Origin of the sequence: Aliivibrio sp. S4MY1 (genome assembly GCF_028765545.1) — a bacterium.
In the GTDB taxonomy this organism is placed as follows: Bacteria; Pseudomonadota; Gammaproteobacteria; order Enterobacterales; family Vibrionaceae; genus Aliivibrio.
In genome coordinates this window covers 280,992-306,909 of the sequence record NZ_JARACP010000002.1, presented here as the reverse complement: position 1 = coordinate 306,909, position 25,918 = coordinate 280,992, and the positions used below count along the sequence as shown (strand labels likewise).

General features: G+C 38.5%; 23 protein-coding genes. 17 read left to right on the top strand and 6 right to left on the bottom strand.

The features are described 5' to 3' along the window. Window positions 1–173: 173 nt before the first annotated feature. The 13 genes from PVK71_RS03870 to PVK71_RS03810 all read left to right on the top strand — a co-directional run bounded on the left by PVK71_RS03870 (window position 174) and on the right by PVK71_RS03810 (window position 14,995). Window positions 174–1,451, top strand: coding sequence for a glycosyltransferase family 4 protein (locus PVK71_RS03870; RefSeq protein ID WP_274417617.1), 1,278 nt, complete (start codon window positions 174–176; stop codon window positions 1,449–1,451). Beyond that, window positions 1,448–2,611 carry a glycosyltransferase family 4 protein gene (locus PVK71_RS03865; protein WP_274417618.1) on the top strand — a complete coding sequence of 388 codons (1,164 nt, stop codon included), beginning with the start codon at window positions 1,448–1,450 and terminating at the stop codon, window positions 2,609–2,611. The genes PVK71_RS03870 and PVK71_RS03865 overlap by 4 nt, the downstream gene beginning before the upstream one ends. Beyond that, window positions 2,608–4,050 (top strand): lipopolysaccharide biosynthesis protein, encoded by a 1,443-nt coding sequence (locus PVK71_RS03860; protein WP_274417620.1) that lies wholly within the window; start codon window positions 2,608–2,610, stop codon window positions 4,048–4,050. The genes PVK71_RS03865 and PVK71_RS03860 overlap by 4 nt, the downstream gene beginning before the upstream one ends. Continuing rightward, window positions 4,047–5,471 carry an O-antigen ligase family protein gene (locus PVK71_RS03855; RefSeq protein ID WP_274417622.1) on the top strand — a complete coding sequence of 475 codons (1,425 nt, stop codon included), beginning with the start codon at window positions 4,047–4,049 and terminating at the stop codon, window positions 5,469–5,471. The genes PVK71_RS03860 and PVK71_RS03855 overlap by 4 nt, the downstream gene beginning before the upstream one ends. A gap of 108 nt (window positions 5,472–5,579) precedes the next feature. Next, on the top strand, window positions 5,580–6,347 hold the full coding sequence (locus PVK71_RS03850; RefSeq protein ID WP_274417623.1) for an acyltransferase: 768 nt from the start codon (window positions 5,580–5,582) through the stop codon (window positions 6,345–6,347). Further along, window positions 6,337–7,482: a glycosyltransferase gene (locus PVK71_RS03845; protein ID WP_274417624.1), complete on the top strand. Its 1,146-nt coding sequence runs from the start codon at window positions 6,337–6,339 to the stop codon at window positions 7,480–7,482. Before PVK71_RS03850 ends, PVK71_RS03845 begins: the two co-directional genes overlap by 11 nt. Next, window positions 7,479–8,978, top strand: a complete 1,500-nt coding sequence (locus tag PVK71_RS03840; protein ID WP_274417625.1) for a GumC family protein — start codon at window positions 7,479–7,481, stop codon at window positions 8,976–8,978. The genes PVK71_RS03845 and PVK71_RS03840 overlap by 4 nt, the downstream gene beginning before the upstream one ends. A 146-nt stretch (window positions 8,979–9,124) precedes the next feature. After that, window positions 9,125–10,213, top strand: coding sequence for a glycosyltransferase (locus PVK71_RS03835; RefSeq protein ID WP_274417626.1), 1,089 nt, complete (start codon window positions 9,125–9,127; stop codon window positions 10,211–10,213). Continuing rightward, window positions 10,210–11,394 carry a glycosyltransferase family 2 protein gene (locus PVK71_RS03830; protein ID WP_274417628.1) on the top strand — a complete coding sequence of 395 codons (1,185 nt, stop codon included), beginning with the start codon at window positions 10,210–10,212 and terminating at the stop codon, window positions 11,392–11,394. The genes PVK71_RS03835 and PVK71_RS03830 overlap by 4 nt, the downstream gene beginning before the upstream one ends. A 15-nt stretch (window positions 11,395–11,409) precedes the next feature. Beyond that, entirely contained in the window at window positions 11,410–12,054 is a 645-nt protein-coding gene (locus PVK71_RS03825) for a sugar transferase (RefSeq protein WP_274417630.1), read from the top strand. A 144-nt stretch (window positions 12,055–12,198) separates the two neighbouring features. Next, window positions 12,199–14,091 (top strand): sensor domain-containing phosphodiesterase, encoded by a 1,893-nt coding sequence (locus PVK71_RS03820; RefSeq protein WP_274417632.1) that lies wholly within the window; start codon window positions 12,199–12,201, stop codon window positions 14,089–14,091. An 86-nt stretch (window positions 14,092–14,177) separates the two neighbouring features. Continuing rightward, complete coding sequence (locus PVK71_RS03815; protein WP_130047015.1) at window positions 14,178–14,726, top strand: DUF1415 domain-containing protein; 549 nt, start codon at window positions 14,178–14,180, stop codon at window positions 14,724–14,726. Between the two features lie 41 nt (window positions 14,727–14,767). Then, window positions 14,768–14,995 (top strand): glutaredoxin family protein, encoded by a 228-nt coding sequence (locus PVK71_RS03810; protein ID WP_012551652.1) that lies wholly within the window; start codon window positions 14,768–14,770, stop codon window positions 14,993–14,995. A 77-nt stretch (window positions 14,996–15,072) separates the two neighbouring features. Here PVK71_RS03810 and PVK71_RS03805 read toward each other — a convergent pair whose 3' ends face one another. From PVK71_RS03805 to PVK71_RS03790, 4 genes are all read right to left on the bottom strand, one after another. Next, a complete protein-coding gene (locus PVK71_RS03805; protein ID WP_274417637.1) occupies window positions 15,073–15,510 on the bottom strand; it encodes a cytochrome b562 in 438 nt (145 codons plus the stop codon). A gap of 97 nt (window positions 15,511–15,607) precedes the next feature. After that, window positions 15,608–15,979 carry a YgiW/YdeI family stress tolerance OB fold protein gene (locus tag PVK71_RS03800; protein WP_274417638.1) on the bottom strand — a complete coding sequence of 124 codons (372 nt, stop codon included), beginning with the start codon at window positions 15,977–15,979 and terminating at the stop codon, window positions 15,608–15,610. Window positions 15,980–16,335: 356 nt separating this feature from the next. Next, window positions 16,336–18,813, bottom strand: a complete 2,478-nt coding sequence (locus tag PVK71_RS03795; protein ID WP_443111702.1) for an ABC transporter permease — start codon at window positions 18,811–18,813, stop codon at window positions 16,336–16,338. Between the two features lies 1 nt (window position 18,814). Further along, on the bottom strand, window positions 18,815–19,495 hold the full coding sequence (locus PVK71_RS03790; protein ID WP_207215657.1) for an ABC transporter ATP-binding protein: 681 nt from the start codon (window positions 19,493–19,495) through the stop codon (window positions 18,815–18,817). A 171-nt stretch (window positions 19,496–19,666) separates the two neighbouring features. Here PVK71_RS03790 and tesA point away from each other — a divergent pair, with 171 nt between their 5' ends. Continuing rightward, entirely contained in the window at window positions 19,667–20,284 is a 618-nt protein-coding gene (gene tesA / locus PVK71_RS03785) for a multifunctional acyl-CoA thioesterase I/protease I/lysophospholipase L1 (protein WP_274417639.1), read from the top strand. A 68-nt stretch (window positions 20,285–20,352) separates the two neighbouring features. Here tesA and PVK71_RS03780 read toward each other — a convergent pair whose 3' ends face one another. Then, complete coding sequence (locus tag PVK71_RS03780) at window positions 20,353–20,694, bottom strand: DUF413 domain-containing protein (protein WP_130044846.1); 342 nt, start codon at window positions 20,692–20,694, stop codon at window positions 20,353–20,355. A gap of 130 nt (window positions 20,695–20,824) precedes the next feature. Between PVK71_RS03780 and hdfR the strand changes: the two genes are divergently transcribed. The 3 genes from hdfR to PVK71_RS03765 all read left to right on the top strand — a co-directional run bounded on the left by hdfR (window position 20,825) and on the right by PVK71_RS03765 (window position 23,866). Beyond that, window positions 20,825–21,685 (top strand): HTH-type transcriptional regulator HdfR, encoded by an 861-nt coding sequence (gene hdfR / locus PVK71_RS03775; protein WP_167512746.1) that lies wholly within the window; start codon window positions 20,825–20,827, stop codon window positions 21,683–21,685. A 163-nt stretch (window positions 21,686–21,848) separates the two neighbouring features. Next, window positions 21,849–23,198: a magnesium transporter gene (locus PVK71_RS03770; protein ID WP_274417640.1), complete on the top strand. Its 1,350-nt coding sequence runs from the start codon at window positions 21,849–21,851 to the stop codon at window positions 23,196–23,198. Between the two features lie 275 nt (window positions 23,199–23,473). Further along, a complete protein-coding gene (locus PVK71_RS03765) occupies window positions 23,474–23,866 on the top strand; it encodes a 3D domain-containing protein (RefSeq protein WP_274417641.1) in 393 nt (130 codons plus the stop codon). A gap of 84 nt (window positions 23,867–23,950) precedes the next feature. On the opposite strand, the gene PVK71_RS03760 is transcribed toward PVK71_RS03765, so the two are convergent. Further along, window positions 23,951–25,813, bottom strand: a complete 1,863-nt coding sequence (locus PVK71_RS03760) for a PhoX family protein (protein ID WP_274417642.1) — start codon at window positions 25,811–25,813, stop codon at window positions 23,951–23,953. Between the last annotated feature and the right edge of the window lie 105 nt (window positions 25,814–25,918).

Genomic DNA, 25,918 nt, shown 5'->3' with positions numbered 1-25,918 from the left:
ATCAAATTCTTTCTTAACTCTTTTCTCAAATTGATAAATAGATTCTCAATTTGAGAACACTGGTTTGCACATCAAACAATTCCCTTTAAAGATCAATAAAATAAAAACAATTACAATCTGGCACTGCCCTTGCTCTATCTCCTATATCAGAGAGAATGCGAGGAAGGTGTGCTATGGAAAATACAACAAAAACAACCTTACTGTTTGTTCATTATGGTGATGATTGGATCCGTGGTTCTGAAGTCTGCTTAATTAATCTAATTAAAAGCATTAATCACCAAAAATATGAGTGTATTTTATGGTGTAACCACCAGCGCCTTGTTGATCAGGTTGAAAAGCAATTAAGTGCGAGTTATGTAACTCCCTTTACTTTATTACTTGGATGGCAAGCCCCTCGTTTCTCTTTCTTAAACTGGCACGATTTCTATCAACAAGGAAAAGAGATAATTAAGCACCATCAGGTCGACTTAATTCACTGTAATAGCGCAGCTCCATGTCAGTGGATGAATATGGTCGCTCGTCATACTAAAACGCCATTAGTTACCCACCTTCACACTCAATATCCATTGCGTGACCGCCTAAGTTTAGGCATTCATCTTAGCCCTAAATTGGTAACTGTCAGCGATGCGATTGGTCAGAGTTTATTACAAGATGGCTATGATAAAAATGGAATAACGACAATCCCAAATGGCATAAATACCAACAAGCTAAATACTCAACAACCCACATTATTACGTGACCAATTAAATATTGATAAGAGTGCCTTTGTGCTTGCAACTTCAGGGTCACTAATTCATAGAAAAGGTGTTGATTTAATTATTGAAAGCCTAAATAAAATTGATGCTGTTATGCTTAACATCCATCTCGTTATTATTGGCGAAGGGGAAGAAAGAACCCAACTTGAAGATCAAGTAAAACAACTGAATTTAAACAACAATGTGCATTTCTTAGGGGAACAATGCAATGTAGTCGGCCTATTAAAAAGCAACATTAACGCCTACATAAGTGGGGCAAGAGATGAAGCTTTTGGCTTAGCGTTAGTGGAGGCCTCATTAGCTCAATTACCCGTTATTGCACCTATGGTTGGTGGAATTCCAGAGGTAATCAGCCACTATGAAACCGGGTTACTAACCCAACCAGAAGCCAGTGATTCTTTTGCCAAAGCGATTATGGTGTTTATTCATAACCCTCACCTTGCTGAGCAGATGGGCAGAAAAGGAAAAGAAACCGTTTACCGCTATTTTTCTCTCTCACAATACACCAAACAATTTGAAGCTGTGTATGAAGAACAACTAAGCACAACGGCAACTACCCACTATGCACATCCATTAACACAAGCGCTTCACCCTGTATTCTCAAATCTAGCTTATATATCTAACCTATTAATTGGTAAGGTCTTCTCTTCAAGTTCAAGTTCTAAAGATCTTCCTAAACAAGGAGATAAATCATGAATAAATCGAATCATATTTTAGTCCTTGACCCAATTACTTATACCGGGGGATCAAAAATCGCCACCCGTGAGATGCTAGATTTGCTTGATCGTAACAATAATAAGATCACAATACTAACAGCAAACCCAAGCTCTTGGTTATTAAGAAATGTAAACATTATTAAGATGCGACACCCTAGTTGGCTACCGATTTCTGAATATGGAAAAAGCTACTGGTTCCGACAATTGTATTTCTGTTTGTGGTTACTCTACATCCGTTTATTTTGTGGAAAAATTGATGTTGCTGTCGGTGCGTCTGGCCCTGGTATTGATATGCCTATTTACATGATGAAGTGGTTTTTTGGTTATCAAGTTACTCAACTTGTTCATGGCCCGGTAGGGTTATCTCGCTCCATTGGGTTATGCCTTTGTCATGCTGAACACGTTTTTTATCTTCAGAGTGCTTATCCCTCTTTGCTTGCTGCACTTAAGCAGGTATGGCGAAAAGAGATCGCATCAGTCCAAATAGAAAAACAAGAACAATTACTGGCGACCCATCACTTTGAGCCCTTTGTGAATGGGATAAGTGAGAAAAACCGTCCTACACCATGCCAGTATCAATCACCACAGCTATTTTGGGCCGCATCCCTTTTAAAATGGAAAGGGTTAGATTTGCTATTAGACACGATAGAAGCCACAAACCTTGAACTGCGCGCTCCAACCACTATTTGTTATTTAATTCCTGAAAACAACGCACTACCGACAACTCAAGCACCAAGAGATATAGAAGGAATAACTTGGCACCACCAACCAACAAACTTAGACACCTTACGCTCTGAGGCCAATATATTTGTCTCTACCAGTCATCAAGAACCTTTTGGACTTTCAATTTTAGAGGCGCTTATGGCTGGGATGTGTGTGGTAATTCCTTCTGATGGTGCGTTTTGGGATTTAATATTAACTCACAATAAAAATTGCCTTAAATACAAACCTAATGACATGAGCTCCTTACAGCATCAGCTATCAATAGCAAATGGTAATCTAAATCTCATTACACAATTAGGTCAATCAGGTGCACACCTATCTCAAGGCTATCAAGCAGAAAAGTGCTATTTACCAATTAAATTAGCCATGGAAAAACGCTCGATTACCTCACTGGCTTTAAATGAGGTGAAACAATGAAATTACTTTCTTTATCACCCGCATTAAAGAACATGGCACTTTATGGCAGCAGCATTGTATTAATGAAAGGGGTTTCTCTTTTTATGCTGCCTTATATTGCTAATCACATATCTCAACATGAGCTAGGACGCTTAGAGTTATTATCAACCTTTGCAATGATATTAAGCGTAGTTTTAGGATTATCGCTACATGAAGCACTGTATCGCTTTGCTGGTGCAGAGCAAGATCCACATCAAAAACGACGGATCACAGGTGAAATATTTACCCTTACTATGATTGTCGGTGCAATTGCTTTACCTATCATTTGGTTATTTAGCCCCTTTATCAGTGAATGGAAACCAGAATACGCCGATACCATTGAGTTAGAGTTGTTATTAATGCCATTGGCTTTTGAAGGCATGGTTGCCGTTGTACTTGCTTCATTTAGAATGCGAGAAAAAGCCAAACTGTTCTTTTACTTAACCACTGGCCGAGCTTTGCTTCAAGCTGCATTAACCGTAATTGTGCTTTATCAGGGTTATGGCGTTACTGCTATTCTATTCGCTGGTTTTATCAGTGCTGCTATGCAAGTCGTTGTACTTGTCTATCTACAAACCAAACAGAACAAAAAAGTACATAATACTGCTTATCTATTTAACAAAGAAATGATGACTCTTTGTATTCCTTACTGCTTACCTCTGATGACCAGTGGCTTAGTCGCTTTTGGATTAAATGGATTTGAACGATGGGTGTTAGCTGAGAACACAAGCCTTTCTGAGCTTGCTCTGTATGCTGTTGCCCTAAAATTTGCCTTAGCATTAACCTTATTAATGCAGCCCTTTTGTATGTGGTGGATGCCTAAACGTTTTGACTATTTACAATCACGCGGAAAAGCAATTACCGCTAAAATGACCCAAAGCAGCCTTGTTTTACTGTGTGGATTAACCGTTTTAGTTTGCTACCTAGCTCCAATATTAATTGAGTCGTTAATGCCAGCAAGCTACCAACAAGCCAAAACTATCGCCGTTGCCTTGATCATCGTTTCAGCAATTAAGGAATTAAACGAATTAATCAACCTTGGTGCATTAGCTGAAAAACAGACTAAAAAATTATTATGGATTAATAGTTTAGCCACAGGGCTTGGCATGATTGCTATTCTAATTCTTACTCCTATTTACGGCGTGAGTGGCGTCATTACCTCCCTAATCTTAGCTCAAACGATACGAGTAATCCTCACCTTTATACTCTCTCAGAGCGCTCATCCATTACCTTACTCATTGGGAAAATTAAGCGTGTTATTGCTGATTACCAGCGTGTCCATTGCACTTAGTCTTTCTTCGTTCTCTGTTGGTATTCAGCTAATGATGGCAGTCTTATGCACAGCATCTATTGTCATTTTTGCTTCTCAATTGAAGTTAATTACACTGGCTGAATGTGAAGAAAGCGAAAAATACTTATGAATATAAATGACGCACCACTTCAATCAAAACCTCTACAATGGTTTGCAGCAATTGTCTGCTCACTACTTATAGGGGGGATATGGTACTTTTATCCTCATCCTTCTTGGATTATTAGTTTAAGTATCCTTGCACTTGCCGCACTTTACACTCTTAATCGTCCATTTATTATTGTGCTTTTTTTTGTGATTTTTTCTTTTTTCCGCATACATGAAGTTTTTCCACAGCTTTACTCTTTAAAGATCCCATTATTTCTTTCACTCGGATCACTCACAGCTCTTATCTGGCAAGTTGGAGTCACTCGTCAAATTAAACTGTTTTGGTGTAAAGAGTTCACTTTTCTTACTTTCTTCTTATTAATAGTTATTGTTGGTGTCGTATTTTCTAGCAATCGCCCTCTTGCCATTGAGTATTTTAAAAATATCTATTGGAAGATTATATTAATGACATTTGCTATCGCTATATTAGTAAGAACGCCACAACAAATTGCATTCACCTTAAAAGCCATCACCATTGCAGGAGCATTAGTTGGTATCGTTGCTATTCAAAACAAACTTGGAGGTATTGGACTAGTAGAGGGAACTCGTGTCACTATTGGACGAGAGTTTGGCTCTATGCTTGGTGACCCCAATGATCTTGCTCTTGTATTGATGTTCCCTACCTCATTTGCTGTTGGTTTATTAGTGACTCATCAGTTGCCTTGGCGTCAACGTATAATCGGCTTTATCGCTATCCCTATTCTCTTTTGGGCCATCATAGCCACGCAAAGTCGAGGTGGATTATTAGGCATGATTGCTGTCTTTGGGATCTATGGATTACAAAGAATCAAATCAAAAGTGCTATTAATGACGATAGCTGTGATTGCTGGTGGAATTTTATTTGTGGTTGCTGGGATCTCAGATAGAGCATCTGGAGGTGCAGCAGAAGCAGGGGTTGATGCATCTGCAATGGGACGTTTATACGCATGGGAAGCCGCTTTTAAAATGGCAGTGAGCAATCCTTTTACAGGAGTTGGATTAGATAATTTTTACTCTAACTACTTTTATTACAGCCCTCATTGGGATGGCTTAAATCATGCAGTTCATAGTACTTGGTTTGGCGTACTTGCTGAAACAGGTTTTCTTGGTCTTTCTGTCTTTGTTAGTTTAATTGTCGTCTTGATTAAGAGTGCTAACCGTACACTTCAAACAGTAAAAGCGGTAAAAAATGAAATAAATCCAGCCATTTACGCCAGTGCTCAAGCTATATTTGCAGGTTTAATTGGCACTATTGTATCAGGGACATTTTTAACTCAAGGTTTTAATTGGCCTATTTATATCCTCGCAGCCCTAGTGGTTGCTGTGACAAAAACCAGTGAAATAGCGCTAACAAAAATAGAATCAAAACAGGAAAAAATTAATACATCAAAACGATTCTCAAAATGAGAAAAATCAAAAGAACAAACTGATAAGGCACTGAAAAACAATAAAAAAATAATTGGCACAATCCATGAAACACTCTTAATAAGAGTTATCAAAAAAAGGAATGCCATTATGAGTACATTATCTGTCTATCGCCTAAAGCAATGGCTAAAAAATGGTGAGAGTCCATTAGCAACAACGCTATTTCACATTGCTAAAGCCATTCGTCACTTTGAGCTACCAACGCCTCAAATACTTAATAAGCTCTTTTATGGGCTACATAAAACCATCATTACTCAATGGCAAGCTTTTACTCATCTGGTATTTTATGTTCCTGCATTTAAAGGGCGATTAAATAGCTATGGTAAACGAACTCTGCTATACGGCGGTCTACCATTTTTTAGTGGTCCTCTCACCATGAGCATTGGTAATGATTGCCGCATCTCAGGGCAAACTACCTTTAGTGGTCGTACAAACTCAGCTAACCCCACTCTCACCGTAGGTAATAATGTCGATATTTGTTGGCAAACCACCATTGCGGTTGGCAATAAAGTGGTGATTGGCGATAATGTACGTATTGCAGGACAAGGTTTCCTATGTGGATACCCAGGTCACCCTATTGATCCTATAGAACGAGCACGTGGTAAAGCCGATTTAGACAGCCAAGTCGGTGACATTATTTTAGAAAAAGACGTCTGGCTTGGTTCTCGAGTTAGCATCATTGGTAATGTGACGGTGGGTGAAGGTACCATTGTTGCCTCTGGCAGCGTGGTAACCAAAAGTCTTCCCCCCTTTGTGTTAGCTGGAGGAAATCCGGCAAAAGTCATTAAACCTCTAGATATAAGCTCGTCAATAACAACCTCAAGTACTAACAAAGAGGAAGTTAATTATGAAGCGTGATCTTATTGTTTTTGGCGAAGATTGGGGGGGATTACCCTCTAGTACCCAACATTTAATTAAACAACTGTCACTGACTCGTAAAGTGATTTGGATAAACTCCATTGGGTTGCGTCAACCTAATTGGTCTTTACATGATATTAAACGTGTCTGGACTAAACTGACACAAGCGAGCACAAATACTGAAGAAGAAACTCATTCTGCGCCATTTCAAACGATTAATATCAAAACCATTCCAGCACCAAAAGGAAAGTTTGCTCGATGGGTAGCCAAAAAATTAATCGTTAAACAATTAAAACCGATCATAAAAAAAGCCCAGCTTCACCGTCCAATCTTATGGACTTCTCTTCCTACTGTTGCTGATGTTTGTGGCAGTTTAGGGGAATCAGGCATTGTCTATTACTGCGGAGATGATTTTGGTGCATTGGCTGGTGTTGATCATGACATTGTTCTTCAACATGAACAAAAACTCATACAAAAATCAGACCTAATTCTCGCGGCGAGCCCAACGCTATGCCATAAATTTCCTGAAGAAAAAGTACAATTCTTACCTCATGGTGTCGATTTTACTTTATTTAACCAACCCGTTTTTCGAGCAAAAGACTTACCTAAAGATAGCAGACCCATTGCTGGATTTTATGGCAGCTTATCAAAGTGGCTCGACTATGAGTTAATTAACCAAGTCACTGAAATTAATCCAGATTGGCACTTTGTTTTTATAGGGCAAAATGAATTAGCTTATAACCCAATAACACTACGTGAAAATGTACATCTTATGGGACCAAAACCTCATAGCCAATTGCCACGTTACAGCCAACATTGGCAAGTGAGTCTATTGCCATTTGTCGATAACGAGCAAATAAGAGCCTGTAATCCATTAAAATTATTAGAATATCTAGCAACAGGAACACCCATTATCAGTACTGATTTTCCGGCGTTACGCCCTTATAAATCAGCGATTCACACTGTAAATTCGGTGGCTGAATTCAACTTAGCATTAAATTCAATTCAGCAAGAATGGTTAAAATACAATACAGAGGCACGTAGCAAACAAATACAACAGCAAGCTCAGCTCATCAAGTTACATACATGGCAAGCAAAAGCTAAGCAACTTGAGACTTGGTTGGAGGCATTATGATCACATTAAGCCAACGTTTTCTTATTATGTTTGAATCAGCATGGCGTCGTCGCTATCTGATCGCTATTCCTATTTTATTGATGCCACTCATCGGATTCGTCATTGGTAAATTAGCGCCAAAATACTACGACTCTCACACCAGTATGCTTATTCAAGAAACCGCAAAAATGAATCCTTTTCTTGAGGATTTAGCAGTATCAACCATGTTAAAAGAACGTTTAAGCTCACTACAAACCTTATTGCATAGTCGACATATTTTAGGACTCGTCGCTAAAGAAAGAGGCTACGTTCATGAATCAATGTCACCTCAAGCCATTGATAATGCCATTGCTCGCCTATCTAATAGCTTATCGGTCAACATGGCGGGGAAGGATTTAATTCGCATTGATTATCAATCTAACCACCCTGAAGGTATGAAAGAGACCTTAGAAGCCGTAAGTCGTCATTTTACCGAGCAATTATTAGCGCCAGAGCGATCATCTATGGCAGACTCAAGTCAATTCCTATCAGACAATATAAATCAACGCCGAGCAGAATTAGACCTTGCAGAAGGAAGATTAGCGGAATTTAAGAGCCGAGAAAATACCATTCTTCCTGAAATGCAAATCACCAGTTTAGATCGCTTAACTAAACTAAAACAGCGTTTATATGAACGCAAAGCAGAACTTGCTGGTGCAGAAAAACGTTTAGGCTCTATTGACTTACAATTATCAAAAACCAATCCAGTTATTGGGAAAATAGAAGAACAAATCATTCGAATTCGTGGAGAGTTAACACTACTTCAAGCCAAATACACGCCTCAACACAGTAAAGTTCAAGGAAAACTAAGAAACCTAAATCGATTAGAAGAAGAACGAGCTCGTCTACTCTCTCAAACTCAACCCGGTTTAAGTAGCGAACAGCTGTGGGATATCGCCAGCAGCAACAGCGTTGAAGATCTAGCCAAAGCGCCACCCATTTTACTCTCTCAACTTGAGGAGCTACAAAAAGCCACTAGTAAAGTCGATGCCTTAAGTGAAGAAACACGAGTTCTTGAAAGCATGATCAAGGATATTGAAGAACAAGCCTCGCAATTTGGTGAGAATGAAAAAGAGTTATATCAGTTACAACGAGATCTTGTTTTAAAGCGAGAACTATACAACGACTTAGTAGAACGATTTGAGATGGCAAAACTCACTCGGTCTCTTGGTGTCTTTGAGCAAGAAAAGCGGGTAAAAATAATAGATAGGCCCTATAAACCAAACAGTCCGTCAAACTTACCTAATATTCTCTTTGCTATTGCTGGGTTAATTGGAGGTATTGGCCTTGGCATAGGAATGGCCGTTATTGCTGAACTATGTGATACCACAATACGAAGAAGAGATGAAATACAGAAGTTAAGTGATGCACCTGTCTTAAGTCGTATTCCACCTCAACCAGTTAAATGCTTTCACCTATTCAAAGATAAACAGCCGACACTCAATAGCAACTATACGTCACGTCCATTTTCAAATTAATTGTAATTTCATCAAAACGATTTCTATATTCATTCTCAATTTGCAAATCAATAAAAATAAACACATAACAGATTGAAAATTAACACTAAAACTTATGGCACAAACTCTGCAATTCTATTAAAACAAATAAGAATAAGGAGCTTACTATGAAAACAATTGTTCATGTTGTTCAGCATCTTTCCCCTGGAGGGCTAGAAACTATGGTGTTAGATATGTTGGCATTTACTAATCCAAATTACCGCATTATGGTAGTGAGCTTAGAAGGTGAACTCCTTAGCACAATTAAACGCTGGCCAAGATTGGTTCAATATCAAGAGCAGATAATCTGTTTAGATAAAGCTCCAGGTATATCAGTAAAAGTAATAAAACAACTCGTCCGTATTTTTACTCGATATAATGTCGATGTAGTCCATTCTCACCATATTGGCCCTATGCTATATTCTGGCTTGGCAGCGAAACTAAATACTAAAGTTCAACATATTCATACAGAACATGATGCTTGGCATTTAAATGAAAAAAAAGATCGTTACATACAAAAGCTAATTCTCTTTTTGTCTAAACCGACATTGGTCGCTGATGCTGATTTTGTAAAAAAAACCTTAAACACTGTCTTCCAAAGCTACCCTATTTATACGATAAAAAACGGAATTGACCCTTATAAATTCAATATTGGAAATAAAATAGAAGCACGGAAAGCACTAGGTGTATACCTACCAAGTAACGCTATTGTTGTGGGTAATGCCGCTCGTTTAGAATTAATTAAAGGGCAATCAAACCTCATTGAGGCTATGGCTTTTCTTGATAAAAAATATCATTTACTTCTTGCTGGCTCAGGAGGGGAAAAAGAATATTTACACAATTTAGTCATACAGTACAAACTAGAAGACAGAGTTCATTTTCTTGGTCATATAGACCATATGCCAACCTTCTATCAAGCATTAGATCTATTTTGCCTACCTTCAAATAACGAAGGCTTTCCACTATCAACCTTAGAAGCGCAATCCTGTGGCATTCCTTGCGTGGCCAATAATGTCGGTGGAGTATCTGAAACTCTATGCCCCCAACACAGCCAATTAGTAAACAGTAATTTACCTATAACTTTAACTTGCGCTATCAATGATATAACCAAAAGAGCTTTCCAGGGCAGCCCACGAGAATTTATTCTCAAACATAACAATGCAAAATCTATGGCAAGTGCGTATGAAGCCCTTTACTTTCCAGGAGCGACTATATGAATAACTTTCTTATCATCGTAACCTCTATCAGTATTATTGCTGTTATATATCATCATGCTTTGTATCCAGTATTCTTATATTGGTTTTCAAAAAAGCACCCACATAACCGTGTAAAAATAACGCCAAGAGGGTTTCATCAATCGAATAAAGATCGCATACTGCCAACAATTACGATGATTATTCCTGCCTACAATGAGCAAGAATGGATAGCCGATAAAATTAGAAACATCGCATGCATCGATTACCCATCCAGCAAGCTCACCATTATTATTGCTTGTGATGGTTGTACAGATAATACAGTATCTATTGCTCAAAATACGATACAAGAGGCTATTTGTTCGGATGTGCATATCGAAATATTATCATTTGAAAATAACCAAGGAAAAGTGGCATTACTTAACCAATTAATTCCTCAATACAGTAGCGATATTATTGCGCTCAGTGATGTTTCTGCACTGCTTTCTTACGACGCACTATTAATTGCAGCAACACACTTTGAAAACCCAAGCGTTGGTGTGGTTAACCCAACCTATCATTTACTGGTTCCAAGTTCTGAAGGCGAAAAGAATTATTGGGAATACCAAACCAGAATTAAACAACAAGAGGCGACACTAGGCTCAAGTCTAGGATCACACGGCGCATTTTATCTCTTTAGATCTGAATTATTTGTCACTTTAGATGACGATACGATTAATGATGACTTTATTTTACCAATGAAAATCGTAGAACAAGGTTACCGTGCGATTTACGAACCGAGTATTCGAGCATTAGAACTTGAGCATGTAATGCAAGAAGAAGACTTTGCGCGACGACTAAGAATATCAGCAGGAAATTTTCAACAACTATTGCGTTTATTTCCTTTACTTAGCCCAAAATATAAGGGGACTGCCTTTACCTTTTTCTCAGGCAAAGGGCTTCGATTTACCATGCCTTACTTTATGGTATCAGCCTATATTGGTTCAGTCTTGCTATTATCCAATCCACTATTTTTTATCGCATTTATTGGGCAAACTCTTGGGTATGGTATCGCTCTTATGGGCTTTATATTCCCTCGTATTTTCTCCAATAAATATTGCCAAACCTTAACTTATTTTGTCATTGGCCATACTGCTAATTTTCTTGGCGGTCTTAACTATCTGTTCAATAAACCAAAATCTTCTTGGACTCGTGTACGCAAATAATAAAAGGAGCTGATCATGATGGATTCTTATTACACAGTTAACCAACCGATTATTCGCGCTAAACGCATTTTTGATGTGAGTTTATCGCTGATTGGATTATTACTTACTCTTCCTTTATTTCCTTTTATTGCCTTGGCTATCAAACTAAATTCAAAAGGCCCCGTATTTTACCGCCAATTACGAGTTGGCAAAGCAATGCCAGACCAAGTGGATGTGTTTGAAATGATTAAATTCAGAAGCATGATCCAGGATGCCGAAGTAGTAACAGGAGCAACATTAGCAACTAAAGGGGACGCAAGAGTAACTCTCGTTGGTAAATTTTTAAGAAAAACACGGTTAGATGAATTGCCACAGTTTTTTAATGTATTAAATGGTGACATGTCTCTTGTTGGGCCAAGGCCAGAAAGACCGACATTTTATAATAAACTTGAGCAAGAAATCCCTTATTTTAGTGAACGTACCTATGGCGTTTTACCTGGAATTACAGGGCTTGCCCAAGTAAACCAGGGTTATGATACATGCATAGAAGATGTACGATCTAAAGTGGGATTTGATCATAGCTATGCACTTTCTCTTAGCTCAATTTCCAGTTGGATAAAATCAGACATGTATATCCTACTAATGACTGTAAAAGTGATGTTTTTTGCTCGTGGTCAATGATGTTAAGTTGGCTGAATAATCACATCAATTAAGAATGACAATAAATGTAAGAGATCACAGTATTAAAAATGAGACCTACAGAGCCTATCGTTAGCTGATAATATGAACACTATATTATTTACTGGTTGCTAGGTACCTTAGACAATGCAGAAGCCTTTAACGTCTTCGATTATTATTCCTGAAAAAATTCAGCAAGATTGGCAAACCATGCTAAATGTTCTTGCTGAACTTGCTCAGGTACCTGTTGCTCTTGTTATGCGTATTCATGAACAGGAAATTGAAGTATTCGCAGCCAATGCGTCGTTAGAAAACCCATATTCAGTCGGTGATAAAGAAGCATTACATCAAAACTTATACTGCAAACATGTTTTGGAGCACAGACAAAAGCTGATCATTCCTAATGCACTTAACGACCCTAATTGGGATAATAACCCTGACTTAGCATTAAACATGATTGCGTATTGTGGCTTGCCTCTTTTTTGGCCTGACGATACGCCTTTTGGCACCATCTGTATCCTTGATAGCAAAGAAAATACATTTGCTCCTGAGTATCAAAATTTATTAGAAACCTATCAAAAATCCATTGAAGCTCAACTCAATATTTTATTCCAACATACTGAACTTCTGCATAACCATAAGAAACTGCAACTAGAAATTACAGAGAACAATAAACGCATCAATGAAATAAATAGCCAACTTGCGAATGAAATTGATTGCCGACGAGCGGCTGAGCAAAAAGTCAAATACCATAAAAATCATGATGTTGGGACTGGTTTCCTTAATGCTTTCGCTTTATACCGCCATATAGATAAACTCATTAACAATAATCAAAAATTTGTTTTATTACATATCCACTTTGCGAACAGCAGAACGATACAACAAGAGCATGGGCACTCTACATTTGATCACTTATTGACAGAATATCGTTCTAAATTAACCAAGATAACAGACACCTCAGTCACTGGCCGTTTGGACTCTTCAGACATTCTGTTAATTATCCATGCTGATAAGAAAAAGTTACCGAAACTTTGTCAACATCTGTCCGAAATTGGTAAAGCTTGCTTTTCAAATAATGAGGCTAAAATACATTTACAAAGTTATATCGGTGCGGTTCACTCTAAAGAGAATACGTCTAGAAACGACTTGCTTAAATGTGCCTACAATACGGTTATTGAATGCCAAAGTTTAGGTAAAACATTTACTATTTCAGACCGTTCTTTGCCTATTAAATCAAGTTTATCTGAGCATAAAATTGAAACCTATCTGCTAGAAGCAGTACGTAATAATGATCTCTTTTTGAGCTACCAGCCAAAAGTGTGTCCCTATACAAAACGTTGGGTAGGTAGTGAGGCCTTATTACGTTGGAATCATCCTCAATTAGGGGCCATTTCTAATGAAGTATTAATTCAACTTGCTGAACGAAATGGCCTCATTTATGAGCTCGGTAACTTTGCATTAAGAAACGCGATTCAACAAACTTCAGAATGGGTTTTGCATTCTCCAAATTTAGTAACCGCAGTGAACATTTCTGCCGTTCAACTAAAAGATCCCCATTTTGTACAACACGTTAAACAATTATTAAACCTTTATAAATTACCACCTAAAAACCTTGAATTAGAAGTCACGGAAAGCGGATTAATTGCCGACGAAGCTTTGGCTATTGAGACATTAACTCAACTTCATAATATGGGTGTATCTATCGCACTTGATGATTTTGGGACAGGTTATGCCTCATTTCAATACCTTAAAAAATACCCTTTTGATACACTCAAGATTGACAAGAGTTTTATTGAAAATGTTGAGTATTGCGCTAACGATCAAAATATTGTGTGTGCGATGATTAATATTGCTAAAAAACTGAAGCTAAAAGTGGTTGTTGAAGGTATTGAAAATCATAATCAAGAACGATTTGTGACGCTTGAAGGTGTCGACTCAATTCAAGGTTACCTATATTCAAAACCAATCACTGCAGATAAATTTGAGGAAGGTTTATTCAATCAAACCTCAATTGGAACTCCTTATTTTCGATTTATGTAGATAAATTTTAGTCTTTCTAATTACAGAAAATAAATGAATAATCTGTTATTCTTGCTGAAAATAACAAGAGTAGTAATAAGTCAGATATGAGTATTCAAAAAATCGAGCAAGACGTTCAACAATGGTTGGAAGATGTGGTTATCGGCCTTAATCTTTGTCCTTTTGCCGCAAAACCAAACCGTAATAAACAAATCAAAATTTTTGTATCTGAGGCAACAACAGAAGAGGTCTTGCTTGAAGATATTCTACAAGAACTGATGAACTTAGATTCTAAAACTGCTGAAGAGTTAGAAACAACCCTAGTTGCTATCCCTAATATGCTGCAAGATTTTATGGATTATAACTTCTTCTTAGATTGGGTTGATGCGCTTATCAAACAACAAGAATGGGAAGGTATTTACCAAATCGCCACTTTCCACCCTGATTACTGCTTTGGCGGTGCTGAACCTGAAGATGATGAGAATTTAACAAATCGCTCTCCATATCCAGTTCTTCACCTTATTCGTGAAGAGAGCATGGAAAAGGTATTAAAACACTACCCTAACCCTGAAGCTATTCCAGATACAAACATTGCACGAGTAGAAGCGTTAACAGCAGAAGAGCGACGTAAACTCTTCCCATACCTATTTGTGTAAGCTACGCTATTTATATCACTAGATTTAACTGAGAGATTATAATGAAACGCATTGTTTTATATGTCGCTGACAAATGCCCGCATTGCAAAGATGCGCAGCGTTACCTTGATTCTAAAAAAATTGCATATAGATTGACCAATGCAAAAATGCAACGAGGGCGCAAGGAATTACAAGCTATGGGTGCTCGTTCTATCCCTGTTCTTAAGATTGGTGATCAAGTGATGGTTGGTTGGAATCAGAAGAATTTCGATAAGATGTATAATAGTTAGTCGCTCTATCTCGCAGAATAGTAAATAACAAAAATGGAGCTGATTAGCTCCATTTTTTTACTCACAAGAGTGCTTTTCTACCCAAATATCTTACTCCAAATACTTGGGTTACGCTTTTTGTGATACTCAACTCGCAGCTCATCAACTTGCTCAAGTGCCGCTTGTGCTTTCTCTAAATCACCCGCATCTAACTCTGTTTTAACTAACGCAACAGAAGCCGATAACTTATTAAACCCTTCTTGGTACATCGCTTGTTTTTCTGGGGTATATTCGCCTTGCTTTAACTGTTTGATCAACGCTTCTAATTTAGAAACGGCTTTAGCCATCTCCTCAATAGAGGTCGCTCGCTCACCTAACTTATACTCTAATCTCATCTCTTTCATGACGGCTTTCATATCTACAGGTGTGCTTGCAACCGTTGATTGGTCATCAATCATATTCGTTGGTTCAGTCGTTGTATTTGCAGCAACGCCCGCAGAAAAAGTCAGGGCTAGTGTTAAAAATAAAGTTTTCATAATAATCCTTTAAATAAGCAAGAGAGGCAGTGTAATGTATTGCCTCTCATACTCACAGGACTAATATGTTTCAATACCATAATGGCCCATATTTTTATTAATCAACAGTAATGCTATCTACATAAATAATGTAATTCTGTTCTTTATTTATCTCGCCTTTAAGCGTCACTTTGTCGTTTGGTTTCACTTGTAAGGTTGGCATTTTATCACCATCAATTTTGACATTTAATGTACCAGTATCATCTTTAAATACATAGACTTCTTTTCCTAAAGACTCCACTAAATACCCTGTAAGTAAGATTGGCGTATCATCAAGAACAGTACTGGCATTCAATACTGACTCTACCGTATTTATCCCATCAACAGGTTTTGAAAACTCATCTTGATAATTCGCTGCTTGATCGTTAGCCAATGCAAAAGTTGATGAACAAGCTAATATTAGTGTAAATAGAAAATGTCTCTTTTTCATAATTAAATACCTTTAATGTAATTAGACCAATGGAAATTTAAACTACATTAATATTTGTAACTTTATTTTATTACTAACTTCAAAAAAAGTTATAAATATATAGTAGGTTTAATAAACTTCCATTTAGAGATTACGCCTAGTTTTTAGTTATATCAACCCCTAGATTTATTTTTAATTTATCACAAAAAAACATTACTGCAACCAATAAATACGCAACCATTAACGCCTTAATTAACATGATGGGTATTACGTATATATTAATTTAAAGATTCACTTAAAAAATCAAACATAATAAAAGAATAAATTCAGGCTTTAATATAAATTAAAACCTGAATATGATAACTTGAAATAAATACTCACTTTAACGGTTTTAGTAACTGTTTTATCACACTGACCAAACTCATAAATACAATCATCATGGCAAGTAATGGCAACACAATCCACATACCTATGTGCAATGTTGGCTCAAGTTTAAAGCCCAATTTCACTAAGCTAAATACGATTGCCTCTGCGCCCATTACCGCAACAAAGCCTGCGGCTAATGCCATGACCCCATATTCACTCCATAATGTCTGGCTAATACGCTGACGGCTTGCTCCAAGGGTTCTATAAAGGGTAATTTCACGTTGACGCTGATACAAACTCAAACGCAGTAAAGTGAATATTAACAACACGCCACTAACCACACCTAAACCAGCTAAAACGCTCAATGACCACGTGATTTGAGCAAGCATCGCTTGGATTTTTCCACCCATGGTTCTAAAATCCAACAAACTCACGGTTGGATAATCACGGGCTAATTGATTTAATAGTGTATTTTCGTTGCCATCGACTTTAAAGCTCACTAACCAAGTGGCAGGTAAATCAGCAATCACATCAGGCGTAAAGATAAAATAGAAGTTCGGTTTCATGCTCTGCCAATCCACAACACGAATAGAGTTCACCTCAGCAGAAAAGAGTTGGCTGTTTACCGAAAAACTCAACGTATCGCCAATTTGAATATCTAAATCATTAGCAACGTCTTGCTCAACAGATACTCCATTTTCTTTCGTCCATGCACCTGCTGTGACTTCGTTGTGAACAGGCAATTCATCACGCCAAGTGAAGTTTATTTCACGACGTAATGCATCTGAGCCTTGGCCTTCGCCTTTCATTTTCTCTTTAGTACTTTCACCGTTAATTTCAGTTAAACGCCCACGAATAATTGGATAACCATCCGACCTATCTAGCTTTTCATTATCTAATGCTTGTAAGTATTCTTGTTGCTCATAAGGCGCAATGTTCATCGCAAATACATTCGGAGCATCAGGTGGAAGCGTTTGTTGCCAATCGCCCAATAAATCGGTTCTTACTAGCCAGATCACGGCAACTAACATCAATGAACCCGACAATGCGGCTAATTGCATCATGCTGTTTTTTGGAGAACGTTTAATGCGACTAAGCGCTAAGGTCATCGCTGCACCCCATTTAAAGCGTCCAAACAGATGCACTAAACCATAGCTAATACCAGCAAGTAAGACAAACAGTACGACTAAACCAACTGATACCATCCAGACTAGGCTGTTATTTCCGTACATAAATAAGAAAGCGACTACTGGCACCGCAATTAGCCATAAGCCTTTTTTAGACGGTGCGGTTATTTGAGATTGGAGTACCGCTATCGCAGGAGTGTCTAATAAGCGCAGTAGTGGGATGCCTAAAGCAGGTAAACCAATAAGCAGCGCAACGACAGAACCAAACGCAAATGGCTGCCAACCGTAACTTGGTAGATTCTCAGGTAAGATCCCTGCCAGTGGAATACGCAATAATAACTCTAGTCCCAGACCAATTAACGAGCCTGCAACCACACCAGTAAAGAACATTAAACCCACTTGGCTTAATAACCAACGTTTCAACCACTGCTTGCTTGCGCCCATGCTTTTTAACATTGCTACCGTATTGGCACGACTGGTCGCATAATGCTGACACGTTAATACCAAGGTGACGGAAGCCATTAATATCACCATCAAGATAGTCAGTGACAAATACTGTTTGGCTTTTTGCATTAGATCAGCGGTTCGACCTTGAGTCTCTTCGCTTATCCAACGCTCTCCTGCTTGCAACTCATAGTCACTTTGCAATAATGATATCGCACTATCACTACCTTTAAATAAGGTGCGATATTTAACACGACTGCCCAGTTGAATAGCGCCTGTTTTATCTAAATCTGCCTGATGAATAAACACACTTGGCATGGTACGAAATGGGTTAAACGCTAACTCAGGTTCTGATTCAATCACACCGCTTATTGGCAGTTCAGCATCACCAATGGCAATAACATCACCAATATTGAGTTCAAGTAACGATAAAAGGCGATCAGCTATCCACACTTCTCCCGGTTTAACTTGGCTATGGATTTGGTTATCAGCCCCATTTAATAAGAGTTCACCGCGAAGTGGGTAATTACTCTCTACCGATTTTACACTCACCAACTGCATTCCTGAATCACTGAATGCCATGGTTTGAAAACGCACTTGAGAAGATAACACTAAATTTTGGTCATGCGCTTGTTGCAAAATCAGTTCAGGGATTGGATTAGCTGAACTAAACACCAGATCTGCCGCCATCATGGAGCGACCTTGGTCTGTCATGACTTTTTCTACTCGAATCGCTAATGCAGACAAGGCGACAACACAAGCAACGATCAAGGTTAATGCTGCCATTACAGGCCACAACTGTCCTTGCCAGATCTCACGCCAACTCCAACGTAATATCATTTTGTTGCCAGACGCTCGATTTTTCCCCGAAGACTTTCTATTTCGAGAAGAGCTTGGCGCTAATGATTTTTCCTTCATTTCACTTCACCTCTTCGTGGATCTGCCCTGCATTGATGGTAAGTGTTCGCTCACATCGCTCTGCCAATTTGGGATCATGAGTGATAAGAACCAATGTGGTGCCATGTTTTTGGTTCATCTCAAATAAGAGTTCAATAATATGTTCCGCAGTGGATTGATCTAAGTTACCTGTTGGTTCATCTGCAAAAAGAATACGAGGCTGAGTCATGAACGCTCTCGCTAGTGCCACACGTTGTTGCTCTCCGCCTGAAAGTTGAGATGGCAAATGCGTTTCTCGTCCAGAAAGTCCAACAGAAGCAAGTAACTGTTTTGCTTTGTTAATGTCCTCGCCTTCACCACGCAAAATTGCGGGTAAGGTGACATTTTCAAGAGCAGTTAAAGAAGGGATAAGTAAGAAACTTTGGAAAACAAAACCAATCGATTCACTGCGAATTTGAGCGCGGGCCTCATCATCCAATTGAGATAAACTTTGTCCTAGTAACTCAATATCACCAGAGCTCGGAACATCTAGCCCTGCAAGCAAAGTCATTAAGGTTGATTTTCCGGCACCAGATGTACCAACAATCGCCACACTTTGACCTGACTGAACGTCAAAAGAGATATTTTTTAAAATGATGAGTTCTGCATCATTTGAAATCACTGATTTTCCTACTGAACTCACTTTTATGGCTGTGGTCATTATCCTTTCCTTTTGAAGTTGTTCTTACTATCTAAGTTCTTATGCTATTACGCGTATTGTATACCCAATAGACTCGCGATCATCAATTTCCTTTACACTTCTTTAACTAATCCTTATACGTCAAAATCGTGAACTCTGTTATTCTATTGTGACTCGATTAATTAAAGGTTGAACATGCGTAAAATCCTCACTCTTTTCATTGCTCTACTGAGCAGTCAATTATTTATTGTTAAGCAAGCCTATAGCGAAACCTTACTTATCCTTGGTGATAGCTTGAGTGCTGGCTATAACATGCCAATTGAGCAAAGTTGGCCTTCACTGCTGCCTCTACAACTAGAAAAACTAGGTAAAATAACCAAGGTTGTTAATGGTAGTATTTCAGGTGATACAACAGGAAATGGCTTAGATCGATTACCTACCCTTCTGAAGCAGCATCAGCCTAACTACGTCCTAATCGAATTGGGCGCTAATGATGGCTTGAGAGGTTTTCCACCACAAAGAATTAACGCCAATTTAGAGAGTATGTTTACTCAAATTAACGCAGCCAATGCAAAACCGTTACTCATGCAAATTCAAGTGCCACCTAACTATGGAAAACGCTATAGCCAAGCATTTGGATCACTATACCCCGCATTAAGTGAGAAACATGACATTCCTCTTCTGCCGTTTTTCTTAGAAGAAGTGATCATAAAACCAGAATGGATGATGAAAGATGGGCTGCATCCAAAACCTGAAGCGCAACCATGGATTGCAACGTTTATGGCGAAAGAGTTATTGCCTTACTTGAAATAGGAAAAATTCAGTTACAAAAAAACCGGATACAACATATCCGGTTTTTTTATTGTGTTTTGAAGCGTTACTTAATCAAGATCATCTGATGGTGAATCATCAGAACTATCATCAGAATTGTCTCCTGACGAACGCTGTGTACCACATAATGTATAGAATTTCGGTTTAAAGTTAATCTTGTTTTGATACTTTAACCAACACTGAGCAAATTCAGAGATCTCCGTAGGTTGATCCTTTACCTGTTCAACAAAGCGGTGCTCAGCGTCTGATTCAGGCGTAAACACACCGTTTAGCAAAGATTGCATGGTTCGACCATACGTTTCTAGAATCGTTGCTTCACGGATTGTAAAACCACTACGGCTAAAACCTCTCTTGAAGTTTTTATCATCATAAAATTTCGCTGTTATTCTCATTGATGCTTCTTCGTGACCACAAAAAACGTATATGTAAATCAGAGTGAGGCTCTTGTAAAACAAAAAATATTAGCGCTTTCAATTAAAATATTTTATTGTGGCCAATACCACCATCAAAGAGATGAAAACATTGGATACTGATCTGCTTAAAACCTTCTTAGAAGTCACAAAAACGCGTCATTTTGGACGTGCTGCAGAGCATTTATTTCTTACACAATCTGCCGTGAGCTTCCGTGTGCGTCAGTTAGAATCACAGCTAGGGAATCCTTTATTTACTCGCCAGCGCCATAATGTTCAATTAACGGCTGCGGGTGAGCGCCTTCTTCCTTATGCTGAAGCTATTTTACAAACATGGGGCCGAGCAAAGCAGGATGTTGCATTAACCGAAGAATACAACTCTCAGATCACTATTGGAGCAAGTGCGCTCATTTGGGAATTTGATGGCATTTCTGATTGGATAAACGGTATTTACGATGCCGTTCAAGGATTGGCTCTTCGATTAGAATCCATACCTCGACAAGAACTTGCTAAATCATTACTTGATAAAAGTGTCGATCTTTTTATTACCAGTGAACCACCAAAAATTGATGGTATCCGTGTATGTAAAATTCGTGATTATCAATTGCAATTAGTCTCCAATCAAATCGATTGTACTATTAGCAGTATTCAGCCTCTTCCTTTAGTTTATTTAGATTGGGGAGCACGTTTTTCTATTCAACACAGTAAAATAAATGAATTGCAGAAAACACCTATTCTGCACACTCATTCATCAAGAATGGCACTAGATTATTTAATAGCCCACCCAAGCGTTGGCTATTTACCTGCACCTGTGATTAATCAAAGTGTTGAAAATGGTGAGCTTTATGTGGTTGAAAACGCACCAATTATGGAGCAAGCCCTATATTTAGTGTGGCAAGAAAAAAGCGACAAAGCCGATCTTATTGAACAAATCACGGCAATTAACCCTAATATGGTAACGAAAAGCGTCTAATTTCTCGCTATAAAATACAACAACACAATTAGGGGCTCTAAGGAGTCCTTAATTTTATCAGCCATTCAGATAAATCATTGTATTAAAGGGTTTAATAAAATAAATCTAATTACTATAATCATATATCCTTTTGAAAACAGGCTTCCATCTATGGAGTACGACATTGAACGAACATCAAGATTTATCATTCCAACTCGAAACGCTATTCAATGCCGACGACCAACAGCAACAAATAAGCTTACTGGGTGAATTTGTAGAAAATGGGTTAGATACGGGTTCTATTGCGCGTATTTTAGAATCTTTCCCCGTTGATGACCGTGTGCAATTATGGCGACACTTGCCATTAGAAATGCACATTGAAGTATTAACTGAAATGCGTGCTGATGCTCGTGTGGCAATTCTAGAAGAACTGTCAGAGGCAGAATTAAACTTCACCTTAGCAAAACTGGATAACTTATCGTTAATCGAGTGGGCGGAGTCTCTGCCTGATGAAATATTCAGCCTCGCTTTACAACTTATCAGCCGTGATGAGTTAGATTTATATGATGATGCAAAACAATACGAAGATGATGAAGTCGGTCACTGGGCTGACCGTAAAATTGCAACATTACCTTTTAATGTCAGTGTTGGGCGAGCTAAAAAACTCTTAAAAACCAATTTATTTCAATCACATCAATACATGCACTTAATTAACCGAGCGCATAAGTTTCACGGTATCGTGCAATACACAGATATTTTGACCGCTGATGATTCTGTTAAGATTAATACTCTAAAACTAGAAGATTGCTTAGTGTTAAATGTTCATCAGCCATTAAATGAAAGTATTGAGGCGATTGAGCATTCTGCCGTACCTAGTGTTGCAATCGTTGATGACGAAAATATCTTAATTGGTCAATTAGATTGGCAGTTTGCTATTAATACTCAACGTGAAATTTACGAAACTCGCTTGATGGCCGGTACTGGTATGGATGAAGGGGACGATCTTTTCTCTCCTATCATTAAGAGTTCGAAAAAACGTGGGGTTTGGCTTGGGATTAATTTACTTACTGCTATCCTAGCCTCTGTGACAATTGGCTTATTTGAAGATGTGATCACGCAAGTGGTTGCACTGGCAGTATTAATGCCGATTGTGGCTTCTATGGGTGGTATTGCTGGTAGCCAAACATTAACCTTAATGGTTCGTGCGATGGCTCTCAATCAAATCACCCCTGGTAACCGCTTTGCGTTATTAAAAAATGAATTAGGGATTGGTTCAATCAATGGTTTGTTATGGTCATTAATCATCGGCGGTATTGCTGGAGCTTGGTTCCAATCATTAGCTTTAGGCGCCACAATTTCACTCGCGATTATTGTAAACATTATTACGGCGGCTCTGTTTGGAGTGCTTATTCCTATCACGCTAGATAAGTTTAAGTTAGATCCTGCGCTTGCTGGTTCTGTTATTTTAACTACTGTAACTGATGTGGTCGGCTTCTTTGCGTTCTTAGGAACGGCGAGTTTGGTGATGATGTAAACTTCCTCTTCAAGCACTGAGCTAACTCAATAGCTCAATGCGCTTCTTTTGCTAAACCTTTCGCTTATCGCGCAACCTAAAAAGCATCGATTAGTGTAAGAATGGCAATTGATGCAATTGAAAGGGCATTAGCCTAGTTATCGACCTATACACTTCATTTTATTTATTGAATCATGTGTTGTCTCAATATTTAGCAAAGCACCAACCAAAGAAAAAGGTATTATGTACGGATACATTTATCACGCATTAACCCTTTATATCCAAAGGAAAAAATTATGAAAATTCGTTTTTATCTTCTTGCAGCACTCACTATGACATCACTTTTTGGCTGTGGGGGAGGAGAACAATCTCTAAAAGTAACCGCAAGTGCATACACATCAAATGTTGGTGAAACCGATGACACACCAAACCTTGCTGCTTGGGGTGATACCCTTAAACCAGGAATGAAATCCATTGCCGTATCAAGAGATCTTATCGATATGGGGCTTACGCATAACCAAGAAGTAAGAATCGAAGGACTTGATGGCACATACCTAGTGCTAGATAAGATGAATAAGCGCTGGAAAAAGAAGATTGATATTTACATGGGTGAAGATGTTGAGAAAGCAAGACAGTGGGGTAAAAAAGAAGTCGTTATCCATTGGACTGTAGAAGAAGAAAATAAGTAGACACTTAATAACTATCACTTCAACACTTTCAATTAAAGTGGCCTCATTATAAAGCCACTTTTTTTGTATCTAAATATAGCGATCCTAACTGCCGATCACGCCACCATTATCTTTAGTTACCATCACAATTGTTGAGCGAGGTTTGTGATTCCCCCCTTGTGGAAAATGCCCCGATGGATGCTGCACACCAACAAACATGGTTTTTTGATCTTCAGAAAAAGTAAGTCCGGTAATTTCACAGCCAATCGGCCCAGTTAAGAAACGACGTACTTCTCCAGTCTTAGGATCACCACATAACATTTGATTATTACCTTGCCCTGCAAAGTCCCCTTTGTTTGAGTAATTGCCATCGGTTTGAATCCATAGGCGTCCTGCTTTATCAAAACCAATACCATCAGGGCTATTAAACATATTGTCTTTATTGATGTTGTCACTACCTGCGTACAAATTGCCTTTATGAACCATTGGATTCCCTGCTATTAGGTACAAGTCCCATTGGAATGTATCACTCACATGATCGCCATTTGTAGGCTCCCAACGCACGATTTGACCGTAATGGTTTTCAGCTCGTGGGTTAACGCCATCGACATCTTGCCCTTCTTTAACCCCACGATATTTATTATTGGTTAGTGTACAAAATACGTGCTTTTTATCAGGATGAATGGCTACCCATTCAGGTCTGTCCATTGTGGTTGCGCCCACTTGTGTTGCTGCACGACGAGCAAAAATCATCACTTCAGCTTGGCTGTTAAACCCATTTTCTTTGGTTAATCCATTCTTACCATAAGTAAGTTCTAGCCACTGACCATCGCCTTCTAACTTATCGTCTTTCATTGCAAATTTAGCAACGTACAAGGTGCCTTCTTCAAGAAGATTGCGATTGGCAGCGTTATTGTCTTCTTGGTATTTGTTTTTTGATACGAACTTATAAAGATGCTCGCCACGCTCATCATCACCAAGATACACCACTACATGGCCATCATCGTTTACGACTAACGCGGCATTTTCATGTTTAAATCGACCTAATGCGGTTCTTTTTAATGGGATTGAGGTTGGATCATTCGGATCAATTTCAACCACCCAACCAAAACGATTTGGTTCATTGGGATTCTTCGAAATATCAAAACGCTCATCAAAATTATGCCATTGATAATCACTTTGTTCAGCTTCAATTCCATAACGTTTATCATCTGCCGTTAATGCAGCTTTCGTTTCTGAGCCAAAAAAGTCATTAAAGTTTTCTTCGCAAGTTAGATAAGTACCCCATGGTGTTTCTCCATTTGCGCAGTTATTGAATGTTCCTAATACTTTCTTACCTGTTGGATCTGCCTTGGTTTTCAATAAATCATGACCAGCAGCAGGACCAGTCACTTCCATTTCTGTATTTGCGGTAATACGGCGATTTGCTCCACCATTAACATCCATAATCCAATGGCCATTTTCCTTCACTATCTCAACTATCGTAATACCAACAGCGGCTTGTGCTTTGACAACATCATCTGCGGTCATCGCTTTACCTTGATGCGCAAACAAGTACTCATAATTGGTGTATTCATTATTGACCGCAAGAATGGCACGATCTTTTGATAAAGGGAATATACTCATACCATCAGTATTATCTCCAAATTGCAGCGCCTGTGCTTTTGAATTCTGCTTTCCATCTGGATTAAATTGCGGTGCGTTAACAAAGATAGGATCGCCCCACGACATCAACGAACTAGAGCTATAACCTTTAGGAAGAATAATGGAATCACTAGTAGATGTTGGGATAGACTCAAAGTTTAATAATGAGCTATCCATACTACCAGCAATGGCTTTTGCTACTGGGTTTAACGCTAAAAAAGCGCCGGCACCTGCAGCCGCTGCTCCCATCAAAAAACCTCGACGAGATAAACGTGCACTCACCATATTGCTAAAATCTGATTCTTTCTCTACAAAATTGCTCATCCTACTTCCCTTTTGAAATTGTTATTTTTATAACTACTTTTTATATAATCAGAAGTAGCGTAAAGGGGTTTTATGACAAAATTATTGAAGGCTTATGACGGTTTT